Genomic DNA, 16,823 nt, shown 5'->3' on the forward strand with positions numbered 1-16,823 from the left:
TCAGCCCCCTTCCTTGCGCAGCGCCGCCGCTTCCTCGGTGATGTCGATCCCGACCGGGCACCACGAGATGCAGCGCCCGCAGCCGACGCAGCCCATCTCGCCGAACTGGTCGACCCAGGTGGCGAGCTTGTGCGTCATCCACTGGCGGTAACGTGATTTCGCGCCCGGGCGCACCGCGCCGCCGTGGACGTGGCTGAAATCGACGGTGAAGCACGAGGCCCAGGAGTTCACCCGCTCGGTTTCGGGGCCGTCGAGGCTGGTTACCTCGTCGACCGTGGTGCAGAAGCAGGTGGGGCAGACCATGGTGCAGTTGGCGCAGTTGAGGCAGCGCTGGGCCACCTCCGACCAGCGCGGATGATCGGGCCGCTCCTTGAGCAGCGCGGGCAGGCCCTCGGTGTCGATCCGGCGCTGCTGGTCACGGGCGCGGTCGATCCCCGCCTCTGCCGCGCTTTCGTCGTCGGTCGTGGCGGGCCGGGTCGGCAGGGTCGCCAGCAGGGCCAGGCCCTCGTCGCTCGCGGCCTCGGCGAGGAAGCGGCCGCCGTCAAGCTCGGTGAGCGCGATATCGTAGCCCTTCGTGGCCTTTGGCCCGGTGTTCATCGAGGTGCAGAAGCAGGTGTCGGCCGACCGCGTGCAATTCACCGCGACGATAAACAGGTTTGCCCGCCGCGCGGCATAATGCGGATCGCGGTAGGGCCCTTCGATCAACACCCGGTCCTGCGCGGCGATGGCGGCAAGATCGCAGGCCCGCGCCCCGATGAAGGCGCGGCGGGTTTCGTCGAGCGGCTCGCGGATGATCTTCGTCTCCTCGCCCGTGCCCTCGGTGCGCCAGAGCGTCTGTTTCGGCGGGTGCAGGATGCGCTTCCAGCCCTGCGGGCCGAGGGTGGCCCCGAAATAGGCCTCGCCCTCTTGCCGCAGCCGGTAATGCCCGCCCGATTGCTCGTCGATCCAGCCCTTCGGAAAATCGGCGCTGGACGCAACCTCTTCGTAGACCACCGCGCCATCACGCCGGACCGGGCCGAACACCTCTCGCCCCGCGTCCGCCAGCGCCGCGATCAGCGCGTCAAGCCCTTGTGCATCGAACACCACGGGGGCTGCCGGAACCGCCCCGCTCATGACATCACCCAGAACATAATCAGCCTCCTGCCCCCGAGGGGGCGATATCCTGTCGCGCTCACACCTTGCAGGCACTTAGACCATGCGACGGGCGGGGTTTCCCTGATCCTGATCAATTCAAGGGCCTGCATATCAAGAGCCTGCATATCTCTCGAATGTAACGCTTTTCTCGAAGCGAGTCGCCCCCGGGTTTGCGGATGTCACATCCCGAACCAGAGACTCGCTCCGCCCACGGCGATCACCGCGACGTAAGCGGCGATCACCGGCAGCCCGACCTTTCGATCTCCGGCCACGATCGCGATCGCCGCCTTGACCACGGTGTTGACCGATGCCGCGATGAAGACCGCGAGCGCGCCGCTCGCGGCCACGAGATCGCCGCCCACCAGCCGCGACACCGAGATCGTGAAGGCATCGACGTCGGTCAACCCCGACAGCGCCCCTGCGGCGTAGACACCGCCGGTGCCCAGCCAGTTCCGAAGGTAGTGAACGCCGAGCAGCACGATCACCAGCACCGCGCCGAAGCTCAGCGCGGCCTTGAGTTCGATCGGGTTGGCGGGGCTGCGGGCATCCTCGCGCGCGCGCTTGTCGCGGTCGGAGGCGCGATGGATCAACAACGCGCCCAAGCCCCCGGTGGCCGCCATCGCAGCCATCGGGAGCGCCAGCGGCGCGATCAGCCGGGGCTCGAAGATCGCCGCGAGCACGAGGATACGCAGAAAGGTGACCGACCCGGCGAGCACGATCCCCACCGCGGCGAGCAAGGCGAGGTTGGGTTGCGCGCGCACCATCCGGGCAAGGGCGAGGGTGGTCGAGGTCGACGAGGCCAGCCCGCCGAACAACCCGGTGGCGAGAATGCCGAGCCGTGCCCCGGCCAGCCGGATCGCGATATAGCCCGCGAAGGACAGCCCCGCCACCACCACCACGGCCCACCAGATCTGGTAGGGGTTGAGCACCTCGCCCGGGCCGAAGCCCTGATCGGGCAACAGCGGCAAGACCACGACCGAGATCAGCGCCAGCTTGAACGCAGCGTCCAGTTCGAACCGCTCGATATGCGCCACCCAGCCATGCAGCCGCTGTTTCATCGCAAGAAGGATCGCGGCCACCACGGCGACGGCGGCGGCATGGGCCATCTCGCCCAGCACCGAAACCGCGCCAAGCACGAAGGTGAGCAGGAGCGCGATCTCGGTGGTGATGCCAAGATCGTCATCGCTGCGGGTTTTCAGCCAGTAGCTGACCGCGAGAAGCCCGGCGAGGGCAAGCAGCGCCGCCGCGAGGAAGATAGGGGTGGTGACGGTGACCAGCCAGCCCGAGATCCCGCCCAGCAGCCCGGTCAGCGCGAAGGTGCGAAACCCCGCGATCCGCTCGCCCTCCGCCGCCTCGCGCGCATGCCAGCCCCGTTCGAGCCCGAACAGAAGCCCGATCGCGAGCGCCAGAAACAGCCGCTGGAAAAGCTCCGCGTCATCCATGGCGGCAGTCTATGGAGGGGGCGGGGGGTTGGCCAGAGGGAAGCAGGCAGACGCGGGGGGCGGGGGCACGTCGCGATGATGGAGGGGTGGGTTGGCACCCAGCTGAGGGGTGCTGATCAACCCATGAGCCGGAATACTTCGGACTTTCCTGCAAGAGAAACGGTCAGGTTCAGCCAATCTCCACCGATGCCGCCGACAGAGGGGAACCCAAACGCCGTCTGCGAGTTGGTCCCTCAGTAGGAAAGGAGACTGCTATGAACTGGGATCAAATCAAGGGAAACTGGAAAGAGTTCAAGGGCAAGGCCCGCGAACAATGGGGCGAGCTCACCGATGACGAACTCGAACGCGCCCAAGGCCAGCGCGACCAGGTCGCCGGCCTCATCCAGCAGAAATACGGCAAGACGAAAGAAGCCGCACAGGAAGAAGCCGACCGTTGGGCCGACAAACTGTGAGGTGATACCACCGCCCGCCGCCCGTCCCCGCCGCAAGGCCGGGGGGCGGGCTCTTTTGTGGGGTCTGTAGGGTGCGCATTCATGCGCACCTCGTGTGGGCGCCGCCATGTAGGGTAGGGGGCACGCCGCGATGGCGGGATGGTGGGGTGAAAGCCTAGCCTGCGGGTGTTGCGCCAGTTCGGCGCGATGGCGGGTTGGGCCGAGTACGGAACCCCGTAGGTCGGACTTCAGCCCGGTTGCTGCGGGTGGCGGGGAGACCGGGAAATCACCGAGTGATGCCCCCACCGGGCCGGACGCCGCGGGCGGGGTGCGAAGGTAGGGTGGGTGCAAACCCACCTTCGCTTCGGTGTTGGGAGGATTGGTTGGGTGAAGCCCACCCTAGGGGTGCTTGAATCGAGTCAATAGGGCGCAGAGTCACGTATTTCACATGTCAACTTTTGTAGTTTGCTTGAAAGCGCTTGGAAGCGATTGTTTACCTTGAGGTAACTGCCTGCCGAAGAAATGCGCGCCTTTCCCAACGCTTTCAAGCAAGCGGCCTTGGATTGATCGCTATCATGTGCGGCAAAATTCCTAAGTACGATGAATTGATCTAGCGCTTCTCGATATGCTGGTTTTTTGACGGATACAACCAAGTAATGGTCATCTGCGAGATAGCTTTTCAAAGTTGAAATGAGGCCGCTGCGCCCTCGAAAATCAAAGTATTTTTCTCCAACAATAATATATTGGCAGACTTCGTCTGTGAGGTGTTTGGGGAAATCAAACCCTTTTTTTTGAGATAGCTGCGTGGTGTCATTATTGATTGCAGCGACAAGGCATTCAAGTATGAGCTTCTCAAAGTCTCGATAAAGGCGGACTATTGCGTACTCGAACGCCCAAGATAAATGATTGTCAGATAATCCTTTTATTTTAATTTCATAAACGAAGGCGTCAATTTTTTTGCAATTCGTCAAGAAACGGTCAGCAGATTTTTTTGCACTCTTCTTTTTGGGCATCTTGCTCCCCCCTCAAACATCCAGCTCCTCAACAAACCGCGCGTTCTCCTGGATATACTGGAACCGCAACTCCGGCTTCTTGCCCATCAACCGCTCCACCAGATCCCCGGTTTCCCCCGGTTCGTCCTCGTCGATGGTGACGCGGATCAGCTTGCGGGTGGCCGGGTCCATCGTGGTTTCCTTCAGATCCTTGGCGTCCATCTCGCCGAGGCCCTTGAAGCGCTGGAAGTCGATCTTGCCCTTGCCGCCGAGGCCCTTCTCCAGCCACAGGTTCTTTTCCGCCTCGTCGGCGACGTAGACCCGTTTGGCCCCCTGCGTGAGCCGGAACAGCGGCGGGCAGGCGAGGTAGAGGTGGCCGTGGTCAATCAGCGGGCGCATCTGGCTGAAGAAGAAGGTCATCAGCAGCGCCGCGATATGCGCGCCGTCGACGTCGGCGTCGGTCATGATGATGATCTTGTCGTAGCGCAGATCCTCGACGTTGAACTTCGTGCCCATGCCCACCCCGAGCGCCTGGCAGAGATCGTTGATCTCGGCGTTCGAGCCGAGCTTGGACGAGGCCGCGCCGAGCACGTTCAGGATCTTGCCCCTCAGCGGCAAGAGCGCCTGGGTGCGCCGGTCGCGCGCCATCTTGGCCGAGCCGCCGGCGCTGTCGCCCTCGACGATGAACAATTCGGTGCCCTCGCGGGTGCTGGTCGAACAATCCACCAGCTTGCCAGGCAGGCGCAGCCGCTTGGTGGCGGTCTTGCGCTGGGTTTCCTTCTCGGCCCGCCGCTTGAGCCGCTCCTCCGCGCGCAACACGAGGAAATCGAGGATCGCGCCGGCGCTCTTGGTGTCGGCCGCGAGCCAGTTGTCGAAATGGTCGCGCACCGCACCTTCGACCAGCTTGGCGGCGCTTTCCGAACTCAGCCGGTCCTTGGTCTGGCCGACGAAAGCCGGGTCGGCGATGAAGGTGGAGACCAGCGCGCAGCCCCCGGCGAGAAGATCGTCGCGGGTGATCTGGCCCGCCTTCTTGTTGCCGACAAGCTCGCCGTAGGCCTTGATGCCCTTCAGGATCGCGGCCCAGAACCCGGCGACGTGGGTGCCGCCCTCGGGCGTCGGCACGGTGTTGCAGTAGGACTGGATGAAACCGTCGCGCGCGGGCGTCCAGTTGATCGCCCATTCGACGAAGCCCGGCGCGTTGAACTTCTCGCGAAACTCCACCTTGCCGTGAAAGCCGCCCTCGGAATAGGTGCTCGCCCCGCCGAGGCTTTCCTTGAGATAATCCGAGAGCCCGCCGGGGAAATGGAAGGTGGCTTCGGTCGGCGTCTCGCCATCGTCGATCGCCGATTTCCAGCGGATCTCGACGCCCGAGAACAGGTAGGCCTTGGAGCGCGCCACGGTGAACAGCCGCTTGGGCTTGAACTTGTGGTGCCCGAAGATCTCCGCATCGGCGTGAAAGGTCACCTCGGTGCCACGCCGGTTGGGGGCCGCGCCGATCTTCTGCACCGGGCCGAGCGGCAGCCCGCGCGAGAACCGCTGCTCATAGAGCGCCTTGTTCTTCGCCACCTGCACCACCATCGAATCCGACAGGGCGTTCACCACCGACGAACCCACCCCGTGAAGCCCGCCCGAGGTCTGGTAGGCCTTGCCGGAAAACTTGCCGCCCGAATGCAGCGTGCACAGGATCACCTCGAGCGCGGATTTATCGGGGAACTTCGGATGCGGATCGACCGGGATGCCGCGGCCGTTGTCGCGCACCGTCACGGAATAGTCGCCGTGCAGCTCCACCTCGATGCGGTTGGCGTGCCCCGCCACCGCCTCGTCCATCGCGTTGTCAAGGATCTCGGCCACCATGTGGTGCAACGCGCGCTCGTCGGTGCCGCCGATATACATGCCGGGGCGCTGGCGCACCGGCTCAAGCCCCTCCAGAACCTCGATAGAGGTGGCGTCATAGGTGTCTTGCCCGCCGGTGAGGAGATCGTTGGCCATTGCTCGAACTTTCTTGCTCTTGTTGAGCCAGCATTAGACCATTCGTGGCGGGCTGTAGCAATATCTTGCGGGCCACCTTGCGTTCAGATCGAAAGAACGCCGGCGTTGTAGGCCTCGATCCCCATCGTTGCGGGGCCATCGCCCTTCTGCTCGATCTCGATATGCGCGGGCGGGTGGCCGAGGCCGCTCGCCAATTCCCCCGCCGCGCTCCCGCCCGTTGTCAGGCCGAGCCGCACGCCGCCGCCGAAATTGTCGAAGCTCGCACCGCCGTCGGGCGAGAAATGCCCGTCTGCGGTCAGGTAGGGCGTGACCGGCCCGAGGCTTGGACCCGCCTCGACGCGCACATCCATACTGCCGTCGCCGTTCACCTTCACATGCGCCGAGAACCCCGGCACGCCGAAGGAGAACCCGGCGTTCAATCCCGGGATCATGATGCCGTAATCGGGGAAATCCTCGGCGCAATCGTAGCCGGTCGGGTAGGGGTCGCCAGCCTGGCACGCCATCTGTGCCGAGGCGTTTTCCATCTCGCAGGTGACCGACATCAACCCGCCGATGATGCTTTTCGGGCAAATCTCCTGGCAGCGGAAATCAACATCGCAACTGCGCGCCAGCTTCTCGCGGTAGGGCGCGCCAATCGCGGGAAGCTGTGCGACGGCGGTGAGCACCGGCAACCCGTTCGGCTCAAGGTCGTGGGCCACCGCGAGCGCTTCCGCCGCAGCCTTCGGAATGCCTGCGGCAGCGAGTGCGCGCGCGAGATTGGCGAAATAGAGCGGCTCGCCGGGCGCAAAGGCGGTGGCAAGCAACAGGTCTTTCGTCGCCGCGGTGGTATCGCCGAGCGCCAGGGCGGCAAGCCCGAGCGTGTTGCGAAAGGCCGCCTCCTGCGGGTTGATCCTGCTCGCCTCCTGCGCCGCCATCCGCGCCACGTCAACCCAGGCGACGGGGTAGGCTTCGGGATCGTTGCGGTGAAGCTCCACCAACATCGCCGCGAAATTGTTGAGCGAGGCCGGGTCGGCCGGGTCGCCTGCCGCATCGGTGCCGAAAAACCATGCTGCCTTGTCGAAATGCCGCCGGGCGTAGAGCAGGTGGCCCAGGGTGTCGCCCGAAACCCCGTCCGGCACCTCGGCAAGCGCCTTGGCAAGCCCGTCTGCCTCCCCGGTGGGGAAACGCTCCGCGAGGGCGGTGACGGTGGTCGAGATTGCCTCCGACAGCGCTTCCGCCGAGGCGGGCACCGCGCTCGTCATCACCATGACCACAAAACCGGATACATACCCCGCGATCGACCGTCGCATGAGCCGTCCTCCCCGTCCGTCGTGGCGGTAGTCTAGCACAAATTCGCGGCTTTGCCCGCGTCTTGCGCCTCGTGGCTTGCCACCACCCGCGCCGCGCCGTCTATTGTGCACGAAAGGAGGCTCCCCATGCGTATTCTCTTCACTGGCGGTTCCGGCAAGGCGGGGCGGGAGGTGATCCCTTACCTGATCGAGCGCGGCCACAGCGTGATGAACGTCGATCTCAAGCCGCTCGATCTGCCCGGGGTCGACAACATCACCGCCGACATCACCGACTCGGGCCAGATCTTCAACGCAGCATCGATGTATGCCAATTTCGGCGAGCTTGAGCCGGGCACCGGCGTGCCGCGTTTCGATGCCGTGGTGCATTTCGCCGCCATCGCTCGCATCCTGCTCACCCCCGACAACGAGTGCTACCGGGTGAACGTGATCGGCACCTACAACGTGCTGGAGGCCGCGCTGAAGTTGGGGGTGCGCAAGGTGGTGATCGCCTCGTCGGAAACCACCTACGGCGTCTGCTTCGCCGATGGCGAGAAGAAACCCCTTTACCTGCCGGTTGACGAAGACCACCCGACCGTGCCCGAAGACAGCTACGGCATGTCCAAGGTGGTGAACGAGGTCACCGCCCGCAGCTTCGCCGAACGCACCGGGGCGGATGTCTACGCGCTGCGCATCAACAACGTGATGAGCCCGGAGGACTACGCCCGCGACTGGCCCGCCTATTTCGCCAACCCCGATCTGCGCCGGCGCAACATTTTTTCCTATATCGACGCGCGCGATCTCGGCCAGATCGTCGATCTCTGCCTGCACAAGGACGGGCTCGGCTACCAGGTGTTCAACGCCGCCAACGACGGCATGAGCGTGGCGCTCACCCCCGAGGAGGTGGTGGCGCGCTACTACGAAGGCGTGGAACTGAGGGAGCCGCCGGGGAACTGGACGACGCCCTATTCCAACCGCAAGATCAGGGAGGTGCTGGGTTTCGAGGAGCAGCACCCGTGGACGCGCTATGTGAATCCGTGAGGCTTGAAGGAGAGGCCGGGGGGCTGTCTGCCCCCCGGACCCCCCGAGAGTATTGCCCCCAAGAAAAAGGGATATCAGCCCGCGAAGGGGTCGTCCGGATACCCAACCCCCTCCAGATACAACCCCTCCGGCGGGCAGACCGGCCCGCAGGCGGCGCGGTCGCGCGCTTCGAGCGCGGCGGTCACGTCGTCAGGCGACCATGCCCCCGCACCGACCCGCTCCAGCGTGCCCACGAAACTGCGGACCTGGTTGTGCAGGAAGCTGCGGGCGCGGACGTGGAAGCGGACCTCGGTGCCGCCGCCGGGGTAGGGCAGGGCCTCCACGTCGAGCGCGTCGAGGGTCTTGACCGGGCTTTCGGCCTGGCATTGCACCGAGCGGAAGGTGGTGAAATCGTGCCGTCCCACGAGCCTTGCGGCACCCGCCTGCATCGCGTCGAGGCTCAGGCCGTGGCTCACCCGCCAGGCCCGGCCGCGGTCGTGCACCAGCGGCGCGCGGCGGCTCACCAGCCGGAACAGGTAGCGCCGTTCCTGCGCCGAGAACCGGGCGTGGAAATCGTCGTCCACCCGGGCGCAGGCCACCACCGCCACCGGCGCGGGCTTGAGGTGGTGGTTGAGCGCGCTTGCCAGCTTGAACGGATCCCAGTCCTTGACCATGTCGCAATGCGCCACCTGGCCCAGCGCGTGCACGCCCGCGTCGGTGCGCCCGGCGGCGGCGATCGCGGGCAGATCGCGCCCGAGCTTCGCCAGCGCCGCCTCCACCGCGCCCTGAACCGACGGCTGGTCCTTCTGCCGCTGCCACCCGGCGAACGGCCCGCCATCATACTCGATTTTCAGCGCATAGCGTGGCATGGGCCGCACATAGCGCGCGCCTCGGCCCCCGGCAAGCGCCGGCGCGCGCGGCCCCGGCTGGCGTCCGGTGCGGCAAGGCATTATCTAGGGGCAAACGCGGGGAGTGCAGGCATTGGGGCTTGGTGACATTGCCGACGGAATCGTGCGCCGGGCAGAGGCGCTGGGCGACGGTGTGCACGAGGCGCTGTTCGAGCCGGTGGTCCGTCTTGGTGTCACCGGCCTCAGCCGGGCCGGCAAGACCGTGTTCATCACCTCGCTGGTGGCCAACCTGCTCGACCGGGGCCGGATGGCGCAGTTCATGCCGCAGGCCGAGGGCCGCATCCTGTCGGCCTTCCTCCAGCCCCAGCCCGACGATACCGTGCCGCGCTTCGACTACGAGGCGCATCTGGCCGCGATGACCGGCCCGAACCCGCGCTGGCCCGAAAGCACCCGGGCGGTGAGCGAATTGCGCCTCAGCCTGCGGGTGCGCCCGGGCGGGATGCTCTCGGGGTTCAGAAGCCCGCGCACGGTGCATCTCGATATCGTCGACTACCCCGGCGAATGGCTGCTCGATCTCGAACTGCTCGACCGCGATTATGAAACCTGGTCGCGCGAAACGCTGGCGCGGATCACCTCGCGCGATGTGGCGGCGGCGTTTCTTTCCGCCGCCGACCGGGCCGACGCGTCTGCCGCTTTTGACGAGGCCGTGGCCAAGGACCTCGCGGCGGCTTTTTCCCTCTATCTCCACGCCGCCCGCGCGGCGGGATTCTCCGATTGCACACCGGGGCGCTTCCTGTTGCCCGGCGAGATGGCGGGCAGCCCGGCGCTGACCTTCGCGCCGCTGCCCAAGCCCGATGGCACGCCGCCGCGCAAGAGCCTGTGGCGCGAGATGGAGCGCCGCTTCGAGGCCTACAAGGCGCGGGTGGTCAAACCCTTCTTCCGCGATCACTTCGCCCGGATCGACCGCCAGGTGGTGCTGGTCGATGTGCTCGGCGCGATCAACGCAGGCCCGGCAGCACTCGAAGACCTGCGCCGCGCCATGGCCGACACGCTCGCCGCCTTCCGCCCCGGACGCAATGCCTTCCTGAGCCGTTTGCTGCTCGGGCGGCGGGTGGAGAAGATCCTGTTTGCCGCCACCAAGGCCGACCATCTGCACCATTCCCAGCACGCCCGGCTGACCGCGATCACCGAGGCGTTGATGCGCGAGGCGCGCGACCGGGCGGCCTTTGCCGGGGCGGAAACCGGGGCGTTGGCGATCGCGGCGCTCAGGGCGACCACCGAAGAAAGCCGCGAGCACGAGGGCCGCAGGCTCGATCTCGTGCGTGGCACCCTGGTCGACACCGGTGCCTCCGCCGCCTTCTACCCCGGCCGTCTGCCCGACGACCCGATGCGCCTGATCGGTCCCGCCCGCGAGGGGGCCGAACGCTGGCTCGATGCCGATTACCGGGTGATGCGGTTTGCGCCCTCCGGTGCCGAGGGCCGGCCCGGCGAGGGCCCGCCACATATCCGGCTCGACCGCGCGGCCGATTTCCTGATCGGGGACCGGCTGTGAATTTCCTGCCAACCAGACTCCGCCCCGCCGCGCGCCCGATCCTCGGCCCGGCCCGGCCCACCGATGCCGAGGCGATCGGCACGATCCTGTCGGACTGGATCGACGAAACCCCATGGATGCCGCGCATTCACAAGCGTGAGGAGGAACAGGCCTTTGCCGGCGACCTCGTGGCGCGCGGCTGGGTTACGGTGGCGCGGCGTTGCGGACGGGTGGTCGGGTTCATTGCCCGTGACGGCGAGGAGATCGTTGCGCTCTACCTTGCAGGCCACGCGCGCGGGCAGGGGATCGGCACGGCGCTGCTCGACCGGGCGAAGCGCGCCTCGCCGTGGCTGACCCTCTGGGCCTTCCAGTTCAACGAGGCCGCGCGGGGCTTCTACGAGGCACATGGCTTTCGCGAGCTCGCGCGGACCGGCGGGGCGCGCAACGACGAGAAACTGCCTGATATCCACTATCTCTGGGAGGCGGCGCGATGAGCGATGCGAAAGACGGCCCGGTGCTGATCGAACTCGACGCACCCGCCCGCGAAACCCCGGCCACCGCCGCGCCGGTGCCGGAACCCGACCCGGGCCTGCCGGAACCGGCCGCGATGCAGATCGCCGCCCGGCTTGCCGCGCGAAAGCCCTCGCGGCTGATGCGGTGGTTCTGGGCGCTGTTGGTGGCGCTGGTGGGCTTCGTCGCCTCGGTGGCGGCGTGGGATTTCGTCACCACGATGCTCGCGCGCAACCCGCTGCTGGGGGGTATTGCCTCGGTGTTGCTGGCCGCGTTTCTCGCCGTGCTGGCGGTGCTGGCCGTGCGCGAACTGGCCGCCTTCGCCCGGCTGAAACGGGTCGATGCGCTGGGGGCCGCCGCCGAATCCGCCCTCGCGCGCGACGATCTGGAGGCTGCGCGCAGCGTGCTGCGCGATCTCAAGCGGCTCTACGCCGGGCGCGACGAGTTGCGCTGGGGGCTGGCGCGCCTCGAAGAGCGCGAAGCGGAGATATTCGATGCCGACGCGCTGGTCGCGCTGGCCGAAGTCGAGCTTCTGGCGGTGCTCGACGCCAGCGCGCGCCGCGAGGTCGAAACTGCCGCCCGGCAGGTCGCCACCGTGACCGCGATCGTGCCGCTGGCCCTCGCCGACCTGTTCACCGCGCTGACCGCCAACCTCAGGATGATCCGCCGGATTGCCGAGATATATGGCGGCCGGTCGGGCGCGCTTGGGGCATGGCGGCTCACCCGCGCGGTGCTCACCCATCTCGTGGCCACCGGCGCGGTGGCGGTGGGCGACGACCTGATCGGCTCGGTCGCGGGGGGCTCGGTCCTGTCGAAGATCTCGCGCCGGTTCGGTGAGGGGGTGATCAACGGCGCGCTCACTGCCCGGGTCGGGGTCGCGGCGATGGAGGTTTGCCGCCCGCTGCCCTTCGTGGCCCTGAGGCGCCCGGCGGTCACCTCGCTGGTGCAGCGCGCGCTCACCGGGCTGTTTGACAGGGCGTCCGCGAAGCCGGAAAGTTAGGCGATGTCGGACAGCCAGCCTTCGCGGATACTCGTGCTTGGAGCTTACGGGCTGATCGGGGCCCATGTCGCGCGGGCGCTGGCGGCGCGCGGCCACGACGTGGTGGCGCTCGGGCGCGACCGGGCCACGGGGCACCGGGTCTTGCCCGATCTGCCATGGGTGTTTCATGACCTTCGGCGGATGACACGGCCCGAATCCTGGGGACCGCTGTCGCAGAGTGTCGATTTCGTGGTCAATTGTGCAGGCACCTTGCAGGCGTCGAGCGCCGATGATCCCGAGGCGGTGCACCTGCACGCCATCGCCGCCCTTGCGGCGGCCTGCGAGCGGGCGGGCACCGGGCTTGTGCAGATCTCGGCCGTCGGGGCGGAGCCGGAGGCCGAACTTGCCTTCTTCCGCACCAAGGCCGAGGGCGATGCGCTGGTGCGCGCGGCGCGGACCGATTGGTGGATCTTCCGCCCCGGCCTCGTCATCGCGCCCACCTCCTACGGCGGCACCACGCTGATCCGCACGCTCGCCGCGGTGCCCTTCCTGCAACCGATCGCGCTGCCCACCGCGCCGGTGCAGACCGTATCGGTCGAGGACGTGGCGCTGGCGGTGATCCGCGCGGTGGAGGGGATCACGCCACCCGGCACCGAGGCCGATCTCGTTGCGCGCGAGGTGCACCCGCTGGTCGATGTCGTGGCCATCACCCGGCGCTGGCTCGGGTTTCGCCCGGCGCGGCTGACCGTCGGGTTGCCGATGCCGCTGGTCGCGCTGGTCGGGCGGGTGGCGGACGCGTTCGGCCGCCTTGGCTGGCGCTCGCCGCTTCGCACCACGGCGCTCCAGGCCCTCGCCGCAGGCGTGGTGGGGCAGCCCGAAGGCGCGCAGCGGGCGCTTGGGCGCGCTGCGCTCTCGCTGGAACAAACCTACCGGGGCTTCGCCGCCCGGGTGGAAGACCGGCTTTTCGCCCGCGTTCAACTGCTGGTGCCGCTCCTGCTCGTCGCCCTGGCGGTCAGCTGGATCTGGAAGGGTGTGGCCGGGCTATGGGCCTATGTCACGATCACCGAAACCCTGATCGCCCGCGACATGCCCGCGTTCACCACCCGGCTGGTGGTCGCCGCGCTTTCGACGCTCTCGATCGCGCTGGGGCTCTCGCTTTTCGTGCGCCGGCTGGCGGTGCGCACGCTGGTGGTGATGGTGTTCGTGACGATTTTCTACGGCGCGGCGCTCACCTTCATGGCCCCGGCAATGTGGGCCGATCCCTTCGGGGCCGGGGCGAACCTTCTGGTGATCGTCGCTGCCGCGCTTGCCACGCGCGCGATGCTCGAAGCGCGCTGATGCTCTGGGTCGATCTCCTGCGCTGGCTCCACCTGATCGGCGCGGCGGTGCTGCTCGGCACCGGGGCCGGGATCGCCTTTTTCATGGTGATGGCGGTGCGCACCCGGCAGGCGGACCTGATTGCCCATGTCGGGGGCGTGGTGGTGCTGGCCGACATGGTGTTCACCGCCACCGCCGTGCTGGCGCAGCCGGTCACCGGCATCCTGCTCGCGCTGGCGCTGGGCTGGCCGCTCACCGAGGGCTGGATCGTCGCGGCGCTGGCGCTCTACCTGGTCGTCGGCGCGTTCTGGCTGCCGGTGGTCTGGATCCAGGCCCGGTTGCGCGACATCGCCCGCGATTGCGTCGCCACCGGCAGGCCGCTGCCCGCGCGCTTCGACCGGCTCTACCGCATCTGGTTTGGCTTCGGCTTCCCCGCGTTTGCCGCGGTGCTGGCGATCCTGTGGCTGATGATCGCCCGGCCCGCGCTGGGTCTGCCCTGGGGGTGAGGCGCTGGACGGAAGCGGGGTTTTCGGCCAGTCTGCCGCGAGGTGCCCCCGGTGGGCTCTCGGGGTGACGGTATGGATGCGTTGATCGCTCTCTTGGTGCTCGCGGCGCTTGCGCTGCCGGTGCTGTTGATCGTTGTCACGGTCTGGACGGTGGGGCTGGCACGCCGGGTGCGCGCGCTTGAAACGGCGCTGGAGACGTTGCAGGCAGGGCCTGCTGCCACGCGCGGAACGGTGCAAGACCCGCCGACGCCCGCCGAGATGCCGCCCGCCGCGCCCAGCCCGTCCATCGAATCCGGGCAGACGGGCGCGCGGTCGGGTCAGGTAGCGCCGGGCGAGCCGGAAGCGCAGAAGCCCGCCGCCGACGACGTGCCCCGCGACGCTGGCCCGCCGCGCGCCGTGGTGCTGCGCGCCGACAAGGCCCGGGCGCTGGCAGACTGGTTCAAGACGAACTGGATCTACGCGGTTTCCGCGATTTCGCTCGCTTTCGCCGGGCTCTACTTCGTTGAATACGGGATCGAAACCGGGCTGCTCACCCCCACCGCGCGTGTAGTCGCCGCGCTCGTCTTCGGCGCGGGGCTGGTGGTGGCGGGCGAATACATCCGCCGCCGCTGGGGCGACGAGGGCGCGGCCAGCACCGCCTACCTGCCGTCAGTGTTCTCCGGCGCAGGGATCGTGACGCTGTTTCTCGCGCTGCTCGCGGCGCTGCACCTCTATGCTCTCATCGGCCCCGGGCTGGCGCTTGCCGGGCTGGTGGCCGTGGCCGCGCTCGCCATCGTGCTGGGCTGGTATTCCGGTCCGCTGCTCGCTGCCGTCGGGCTTACCGGCGCCTTCGCGGCCCCCTTCGTGGTGGGCGGCGAGAGCGACATCCCGCAGGTCTTCTACGGCTATCTCGCGCTGATCGCGCTCACCGGCCTCGCCATCGACGCGGTGCGGCGCTGGGCCTGGGTTTCGGTGTTGACGCTGGGGCTGGCGTTTCCGTGCGGGTGGCTTTTGTTCCTCGGGGCAGGCTACCCGGAGGTGTTCGCGGCCTATCTCGCGGGGCTGGTGCTGGCGAGCATCGCGGTGCCGGTGCTGAGCCTTGCGCCGGCCCACGGCGGCGCGGCGACCGTCGAGGTCTTTGCCAAGGGCCGTCCGCGTGGCTGGCCCGCTTTTCCCACCCGGCTGGTGGCGGCGAGCATGGCGGCCGCCGCCGGCTCACTGGTTCTGGTCTCGCTCGAAAGCGCGGGGGCGTTCTGGATCGCCGCGCTCGTGCTGGTGGCGCTGGTCTTCGCGGTGGCGGTCTGGGCCGACCGGGCCGAGGCGCTGGAAGATCTCGCGGCATTGCCCGCGCTGGGCCTTGTGGCGCTCCCGGTTGTGCAGGCCGTCGAAGGCGCAGGCGTCTATCGCGCTTTTCTCGCCACGCGCATCGCGCCGGAAGGCACCCCGGTGCCGCAAGGCCCGATCCTCCTCGTGGCCCTCGCGGCATTGGCCAGCCTTGCCGCCGCGTGGCGCTCGCGGCGTGGCGCGCGCTGGCCGGTGGGCTGGGCAGCGGCGGCGGCGCTCACCGCGCCCGCGACGCTGGCGGCGCTGGAAGCCCTGTGGCACCCCGCCGAGGTGCTCGGGGCCTATCCATGGGCGCTCACCGCCACCGCGCTGGCCGGGATGATGACCGCGCTCGCGCTCGGCTTCGCCCGGTCCGATGGCGCCGACAAGGCGCGCGCCGCGGGCTTCGTGCTCGCCGCCCTTGCGCTCATCGCCTTCGCGCTCAGCCTGATCCTGACGGACACCGCGCTCACGCTCGCCTTCGCCGTGGTCACCCTTGCCGCCGCCGGGCTCGACCGGCGTTTTGCCATGCCGCCGCTCGGGGCGGCGGTGCAGGTGGGCGCGGTGCTGATGGGTTGGCGGCTGGTGATCGACCCCGGCCTGCCATGGGCCGAAAATGCCCCCTACTGGGAACTTGCGCTGGGCTACGGCGGGGCGGTGGCGGCGCTCGCGGCGGTGCTGGCCGTCCTGCGCCCGCTTGAGCGCCCGAAAACCGTGATGGTGGCCGAGAGCGCGGGCTGGTCGCTCGCGGCGGTGTTTGCCTCGGTGCTGTTGATGCGGCTGATCGAAGACGCGGTGCCCGGCCCGAGTGGCGAGTCGCACTGGGCGTTCGGCCTGCTCGCCACGATCTGGTTCGTGATGGCGGCGGCGCAGCTCTGGCGGATGCAGGCGGGCGGGGTGATGGGCCGGGTGCGCCGGGTTCTGGCGGTGGTCTACGGCTTGATCGGCCTTGCCGCATTGGCTTTTGCGCTGGTCCTGTTCAACCCGCTCCTGAGCGGGGCCGCCAGCACAAGGGTGCTCGGTCCGCCCCTGCTCAACACGCTGCTGCCGGCCTATTTCCTGCCCGGCGCGGTGCTGGCGCTGGTGGTGCGGCGCTTTGCATTCCTCGGTTGGACCTTGCGCCGTGTGCTCGGTGCGGCCGCGGCGGCGCTCGCGGTGGTCTGGCTGTTCCTTGCCATCCGCCACGCTTGGCGTGGCGATGCGATGAGCGGCGCGGGCTTCACCGACCCCGAGCTCTATTCCTACACCATTGCGCTCCTCGTGATCGGGTCCGGGCTGCTCTGGCAAGCCATTGCGCGCCGCTCGGGGGGTTTGCGCAAGCTCGCCATGGCGGTGATCGCGCTCACCGTGGCCAAGGTGTTCCTGGTCGATGCCTCGGGGCTGGTCGGGCTGCTCAGGGTGGCGTCCTTCCTTGCGCTCGGGCTGGCGCTGGCCGGGCTCGCCTTTCTCAACCGCTGGGCGGCGATGCACACCGGGACGGCGAAAGGCGCGGCGGATACGTCCTAGCCGCTTTACGCCCCGCGCCACCACGCCTATAACCCGGCGCATGATGTTGGT

Annotated in this window: 14 protein-coding genes; 8 read left to right on the forward strand and 6 right to left on the reverse strand. The window is 68.1% G+C overall.

Annotated features, from left to right (window positions below; genetic code table 11):
- Together B9Y97_RS13005 and B9Y97_RS13010 are read right to left on the reverse strand one after the other, a co-directional pair.
- Complete coding sequence (locus tag B9Y97_RS13005; RefSeq protein WP_085527136.1) at positions 1-1,113, reverse strand: 4Fe-4S dicluster domain-containing protein; 1,113 nt, start codon at positions 1,111-1,113, stop codon at positions 1-3.
- A gap of 200 nt (positions 1,114-1,313) precedes the next feature.
- Positions 1,314-2,576, reverse strand: a complete 1,263-nt coding sequence (locus tag B9Y97_RS13010) for an MgtC/SapB family protein (RefSeq protein ID WP_085527137.1) — start codon at positions 2,574-2,576, stop codon at positions 1,314-1,316.
- A gap of 254 nt (positions 2,577-2,830) precedes the next feature.
- On the opposite strand from B9Y97_RS13010, the gene B9Y97_RS13015 reads away from it, so the two are divergent.
- Positions 2,831-3,028 carry a CsbD family protein gene (locus B9Y97_RS13015; RefSeq protein WP_085527138.1) on the forward strand — a complete coding sequence of 66 codons (198 nt, stop codon included), beginning with the start codon at positions 2,831-2,833 and terminating at the stop codon, positions 3,026-3,028.
- 398 nt (positions 3,029-3,426) lie between these two features.
- On the opposite strand, the gene B9Y97_RS13020 is transcribed toward B9Y97_RS13015, so the two are convergent.
- The 3 genes from B9Y97_RS13020 to B9Y97_RS13030 all read right to left on the reverse strand — a co-directional run bounded on the left by B9Y97_RS13020 (position 3,427) and on the right by B9Y97_RS13030 (position 7,277).
- Positions 3,427-4,020, reverse strand: a complete 594-nt coding sequence (locus B9Y97_RS13020; protein ID WP_085527139.1) for a hypothetical protein — start codon at positions 4,018-4,020, stop codon at positions 3,427-3,429.
- Between the two features lie 12 nt (positions 4,021-4,032).
- The gene (gene parE, locus B9Y97_RS13025) at positions 4,033-5,988 is read right to left on the reverse strand and encodes a DNA topoisomerase IV subunit B (RefSeq protein ID WP_085527140.1); all 1,956 of its coding nucleotides are present in this window, start codon (positions 5,986-5,988) and stop codon (positions 4,033-4,035) included.
- Between the two features lie 83 nt (positions 5,989-6,071).
- Positions 6,072-7,277, reverse strand: a complete 1,206-nt coding sequence (locus B9Y97_RS13030; protein WP_139828305.1) for a tetratricopeptide repeat protein — start codon at positions 7,275-7,277, stop codon at positions 6,072-6,074.
- A 126-nt stretch (positions 7,278-7,403) separates the two neighbouring features.
- On the opposite strand from B9Y97_RS13030, the gene B9Y97_RS13035 reads away from it, so the two are divergent.
- Positions 7,404-8,294 carry an NAD-dependent epimerase/dehydratase family protein gene (locus B9Y97_RS13035; RefSeq protein WP_085527142.1) on the forward strand — a complete coding sequence of 297 codons (891 nt, stop codon included), beginning with the start codon at positions 7,404-7,406 and terminating at the stop codon, positions 8,292-8,294.
- A gap of 74 nt (positions 8,295-8,368) precedes the next feature.
- Here the strand turns inward: B9Y97_RS13035 and truA are convergent, their stop codons facing one another.
- The gene (truA, locus tag B9Y97_RS13040; protein WP_085527143.1) at positions 8,369-9,142 is read right to left on the reverse strand and encodes a tRNA pseudouridine(38-40) synthase TruA; all 774 of its coding nucleotides are present in this window, start codon (positions 9,140-9,142) and stop codon (positions 8,369-8,371) included.
- 112 nt (positions 9,143-9,254) lie between these two features.
- Between truA and B9Y97_RS13045 the strand changes: the two genes are divergently transcribed.
- The 6 genes from B9Y97_RS13045 (at position 9,255) to B9Y97_RS13070 (ending at position 16,772) form a co-directional block, all read left to right on the forward strand.
- On the forward strand, positions 9,255-10,673 hold the full coding sequence (locus tag B9Y97_RS13045; protein WP_085527144.1) for a YcjX family GTP-binding protein: 1,419 nt from the start codon (positions 9,255-9,257) through the stop codon (positions 10,671-10,673).
- Positions 10,670-11,146: a GNAT family N-acetyltransferase gene (locus B9Y97_RS13050; RefSeq protein ID WP_254900916.1), complete on the forward strand. Its 477-nt coding sequence runs from the start codon at positions 10,670-10,672 to the stop codon at positions 11,144-11,146. Before B9Y97_RS13045 ends, B9Y97_RS13050 begins: the two co-directional genes overlap by 4 nt.
- Positions 11,143-12,162, forward strand: coding sequence for a YcjF family protein (locus B9Y97_RS13055; RefSeq protein ID WP_085527145.1), 1,020 nt, complete (start codon positions 11,143-11,145; stop codon positions 12,160-12,162). Before B9Y97_RS13050 ends, B9Y97_RS13055 begins: the two co-directional genes overlap by 4 nt.
- Before the next feature lie 3 nt (positions 12,163-12,165).
- A complete protein-coding gene (locus tag B9Y97_RS13060; RefSeq protein WP_085527146.1) occupies positions 12,166-13,479 on the forward strand; it encodes an NAD-dependent epimerase/dehydratase family protein in 1,314 nt (437 codons plus the stop codon).
- Positions 13,479-13,964: a DUF2269 family protein gene (locus B9Y97_RS13065; RefSeq protein ID WP_176224368.1), complete on the forward strand. Its 486-nt coding sequence runs from the start codon at positions 13,479-13,481 to the stop codon at positions 13,962-13,964. Before B9Y97_RS13060 ends, B9Y97_RS13065 begins: the two co-directional genes overlap by 1 nt.
- Positions 13,965-14,036: 72 nt before the next feature.
- A complete protein-coding gene (locus B9Y97_RS13070; RefSeq protein WP_085527147.1) occupies positions 14,037-16,772 on the forward strand; it encodes a DUF2339 domain-containing protein in 2,736 nt (911 codons plus the stop codon).
- Positions 16,773-16,823 lie beyond the last annotated feature (51 nt).

The sequence above is a fragment of the Maritimibacter sp. HL-12 genome (assembly GCF_900177545.1).
In the GTDB taxonomy this organism is placed as follows: Bacteria; Pseudomonadota; Alphaproteobacteria; order Rhodobacterales; family Rhodobacteraceae; genus Sinisalibacter.

What these genes read in the sequence shown, in the direction of transcription:
- B9Y97_RS13010 (WP_085527137.1), bottom strand. Translation starts at nt 2,576, where the DNA reads ATGGATGACGCGGAGCTTTTCCAGCGGCTGTTTCTGGCGCTCGCGATC.
- B9Y97_RS13055 (WP_085527145.1), top strand. Translation starts at nt 11,143, where the DNA reads ATGAGCGATGCGAAAGACGGCCCGGTGCTGATCGAACTCGACGCACCC.
- truA (WP_085527143.1), bottom strand. Translation starts at nt 9,142, where the DNA reads ATGCCACGCTATGCGCTGAAAATCGAGTATGATGGCGGGCCGTTCGCC.
- B9Y97_RS13070 (WP_085527147.1), top strand. Translation starts at nt 14,037, where the DNA reads ATGGATGCGTTGATCGCTCTCTTGGTGCTCGCGGCGCTTGCGCTGCCG.
- B9Y97_RS13005 (WP_085527136.1), bottom strand. Translation starts at nt 1,113, where the DNA reads ATGAGCGGGGCGGTTCCGGCAGCCCCCGTGGTGTTCGATGCACAAGGG.
- B9Y97_RS13065 (WP_176224368.1), top strand. Translation starts at nt 13,479, where the DNA reads ATGCTCTGGGTCGATCTCCTGCGCTGGCTCCACCTGATCGGCGCGGCG.
- B9Y97_RS13035 (WP_085527142.1), top strand. Translation starts at nt 7,404, where the DNA reads ATGCGTATTCTCTTCACTGGCGGTTCCGGCAAGGCGGGGCGGGAGGTG.
- B9Y97_RS13060 (WP_085527146.1), top strand. Translation starts at nt 12,166, where the DNA reads ATGTCGGACAGCCAGCCTTCGCGGATACTCGTGCTTGGAGCTTACGGG.
- B9Y97_RS13030 (WP_139828305.1), bottom strand. Translation starts at nt 7,277, where the DNA reads ATGCGACGGTCGATCGCGGGGTATGTATCCGGTTTTGTGGTCATGGTG.
- B9Y97_RS13020 (WP_085527139.1), bottom strand. Translation starts at nt 4,020, where the DNA reads ATGCCCAAAAAGAAGAGTGCAAAAAAATCTGCTGACCGTTTCTTGACG.
- parE (WP_085527140.1), bottom strand. Translation starts at nt 5,988, where the DNA reads ATGGCCAACGATCTCCTCACCGGCGGGCAAGACACCTATGACGCCACC.
- B9Y97_RS13015 (WP_085527138.1), top strand. Translation starts at nt 2,831, where the DNA reads ATGAACTGGGATCAAATCAAGGGAAACTGGAAAGAGTTCAAGGGCAAG.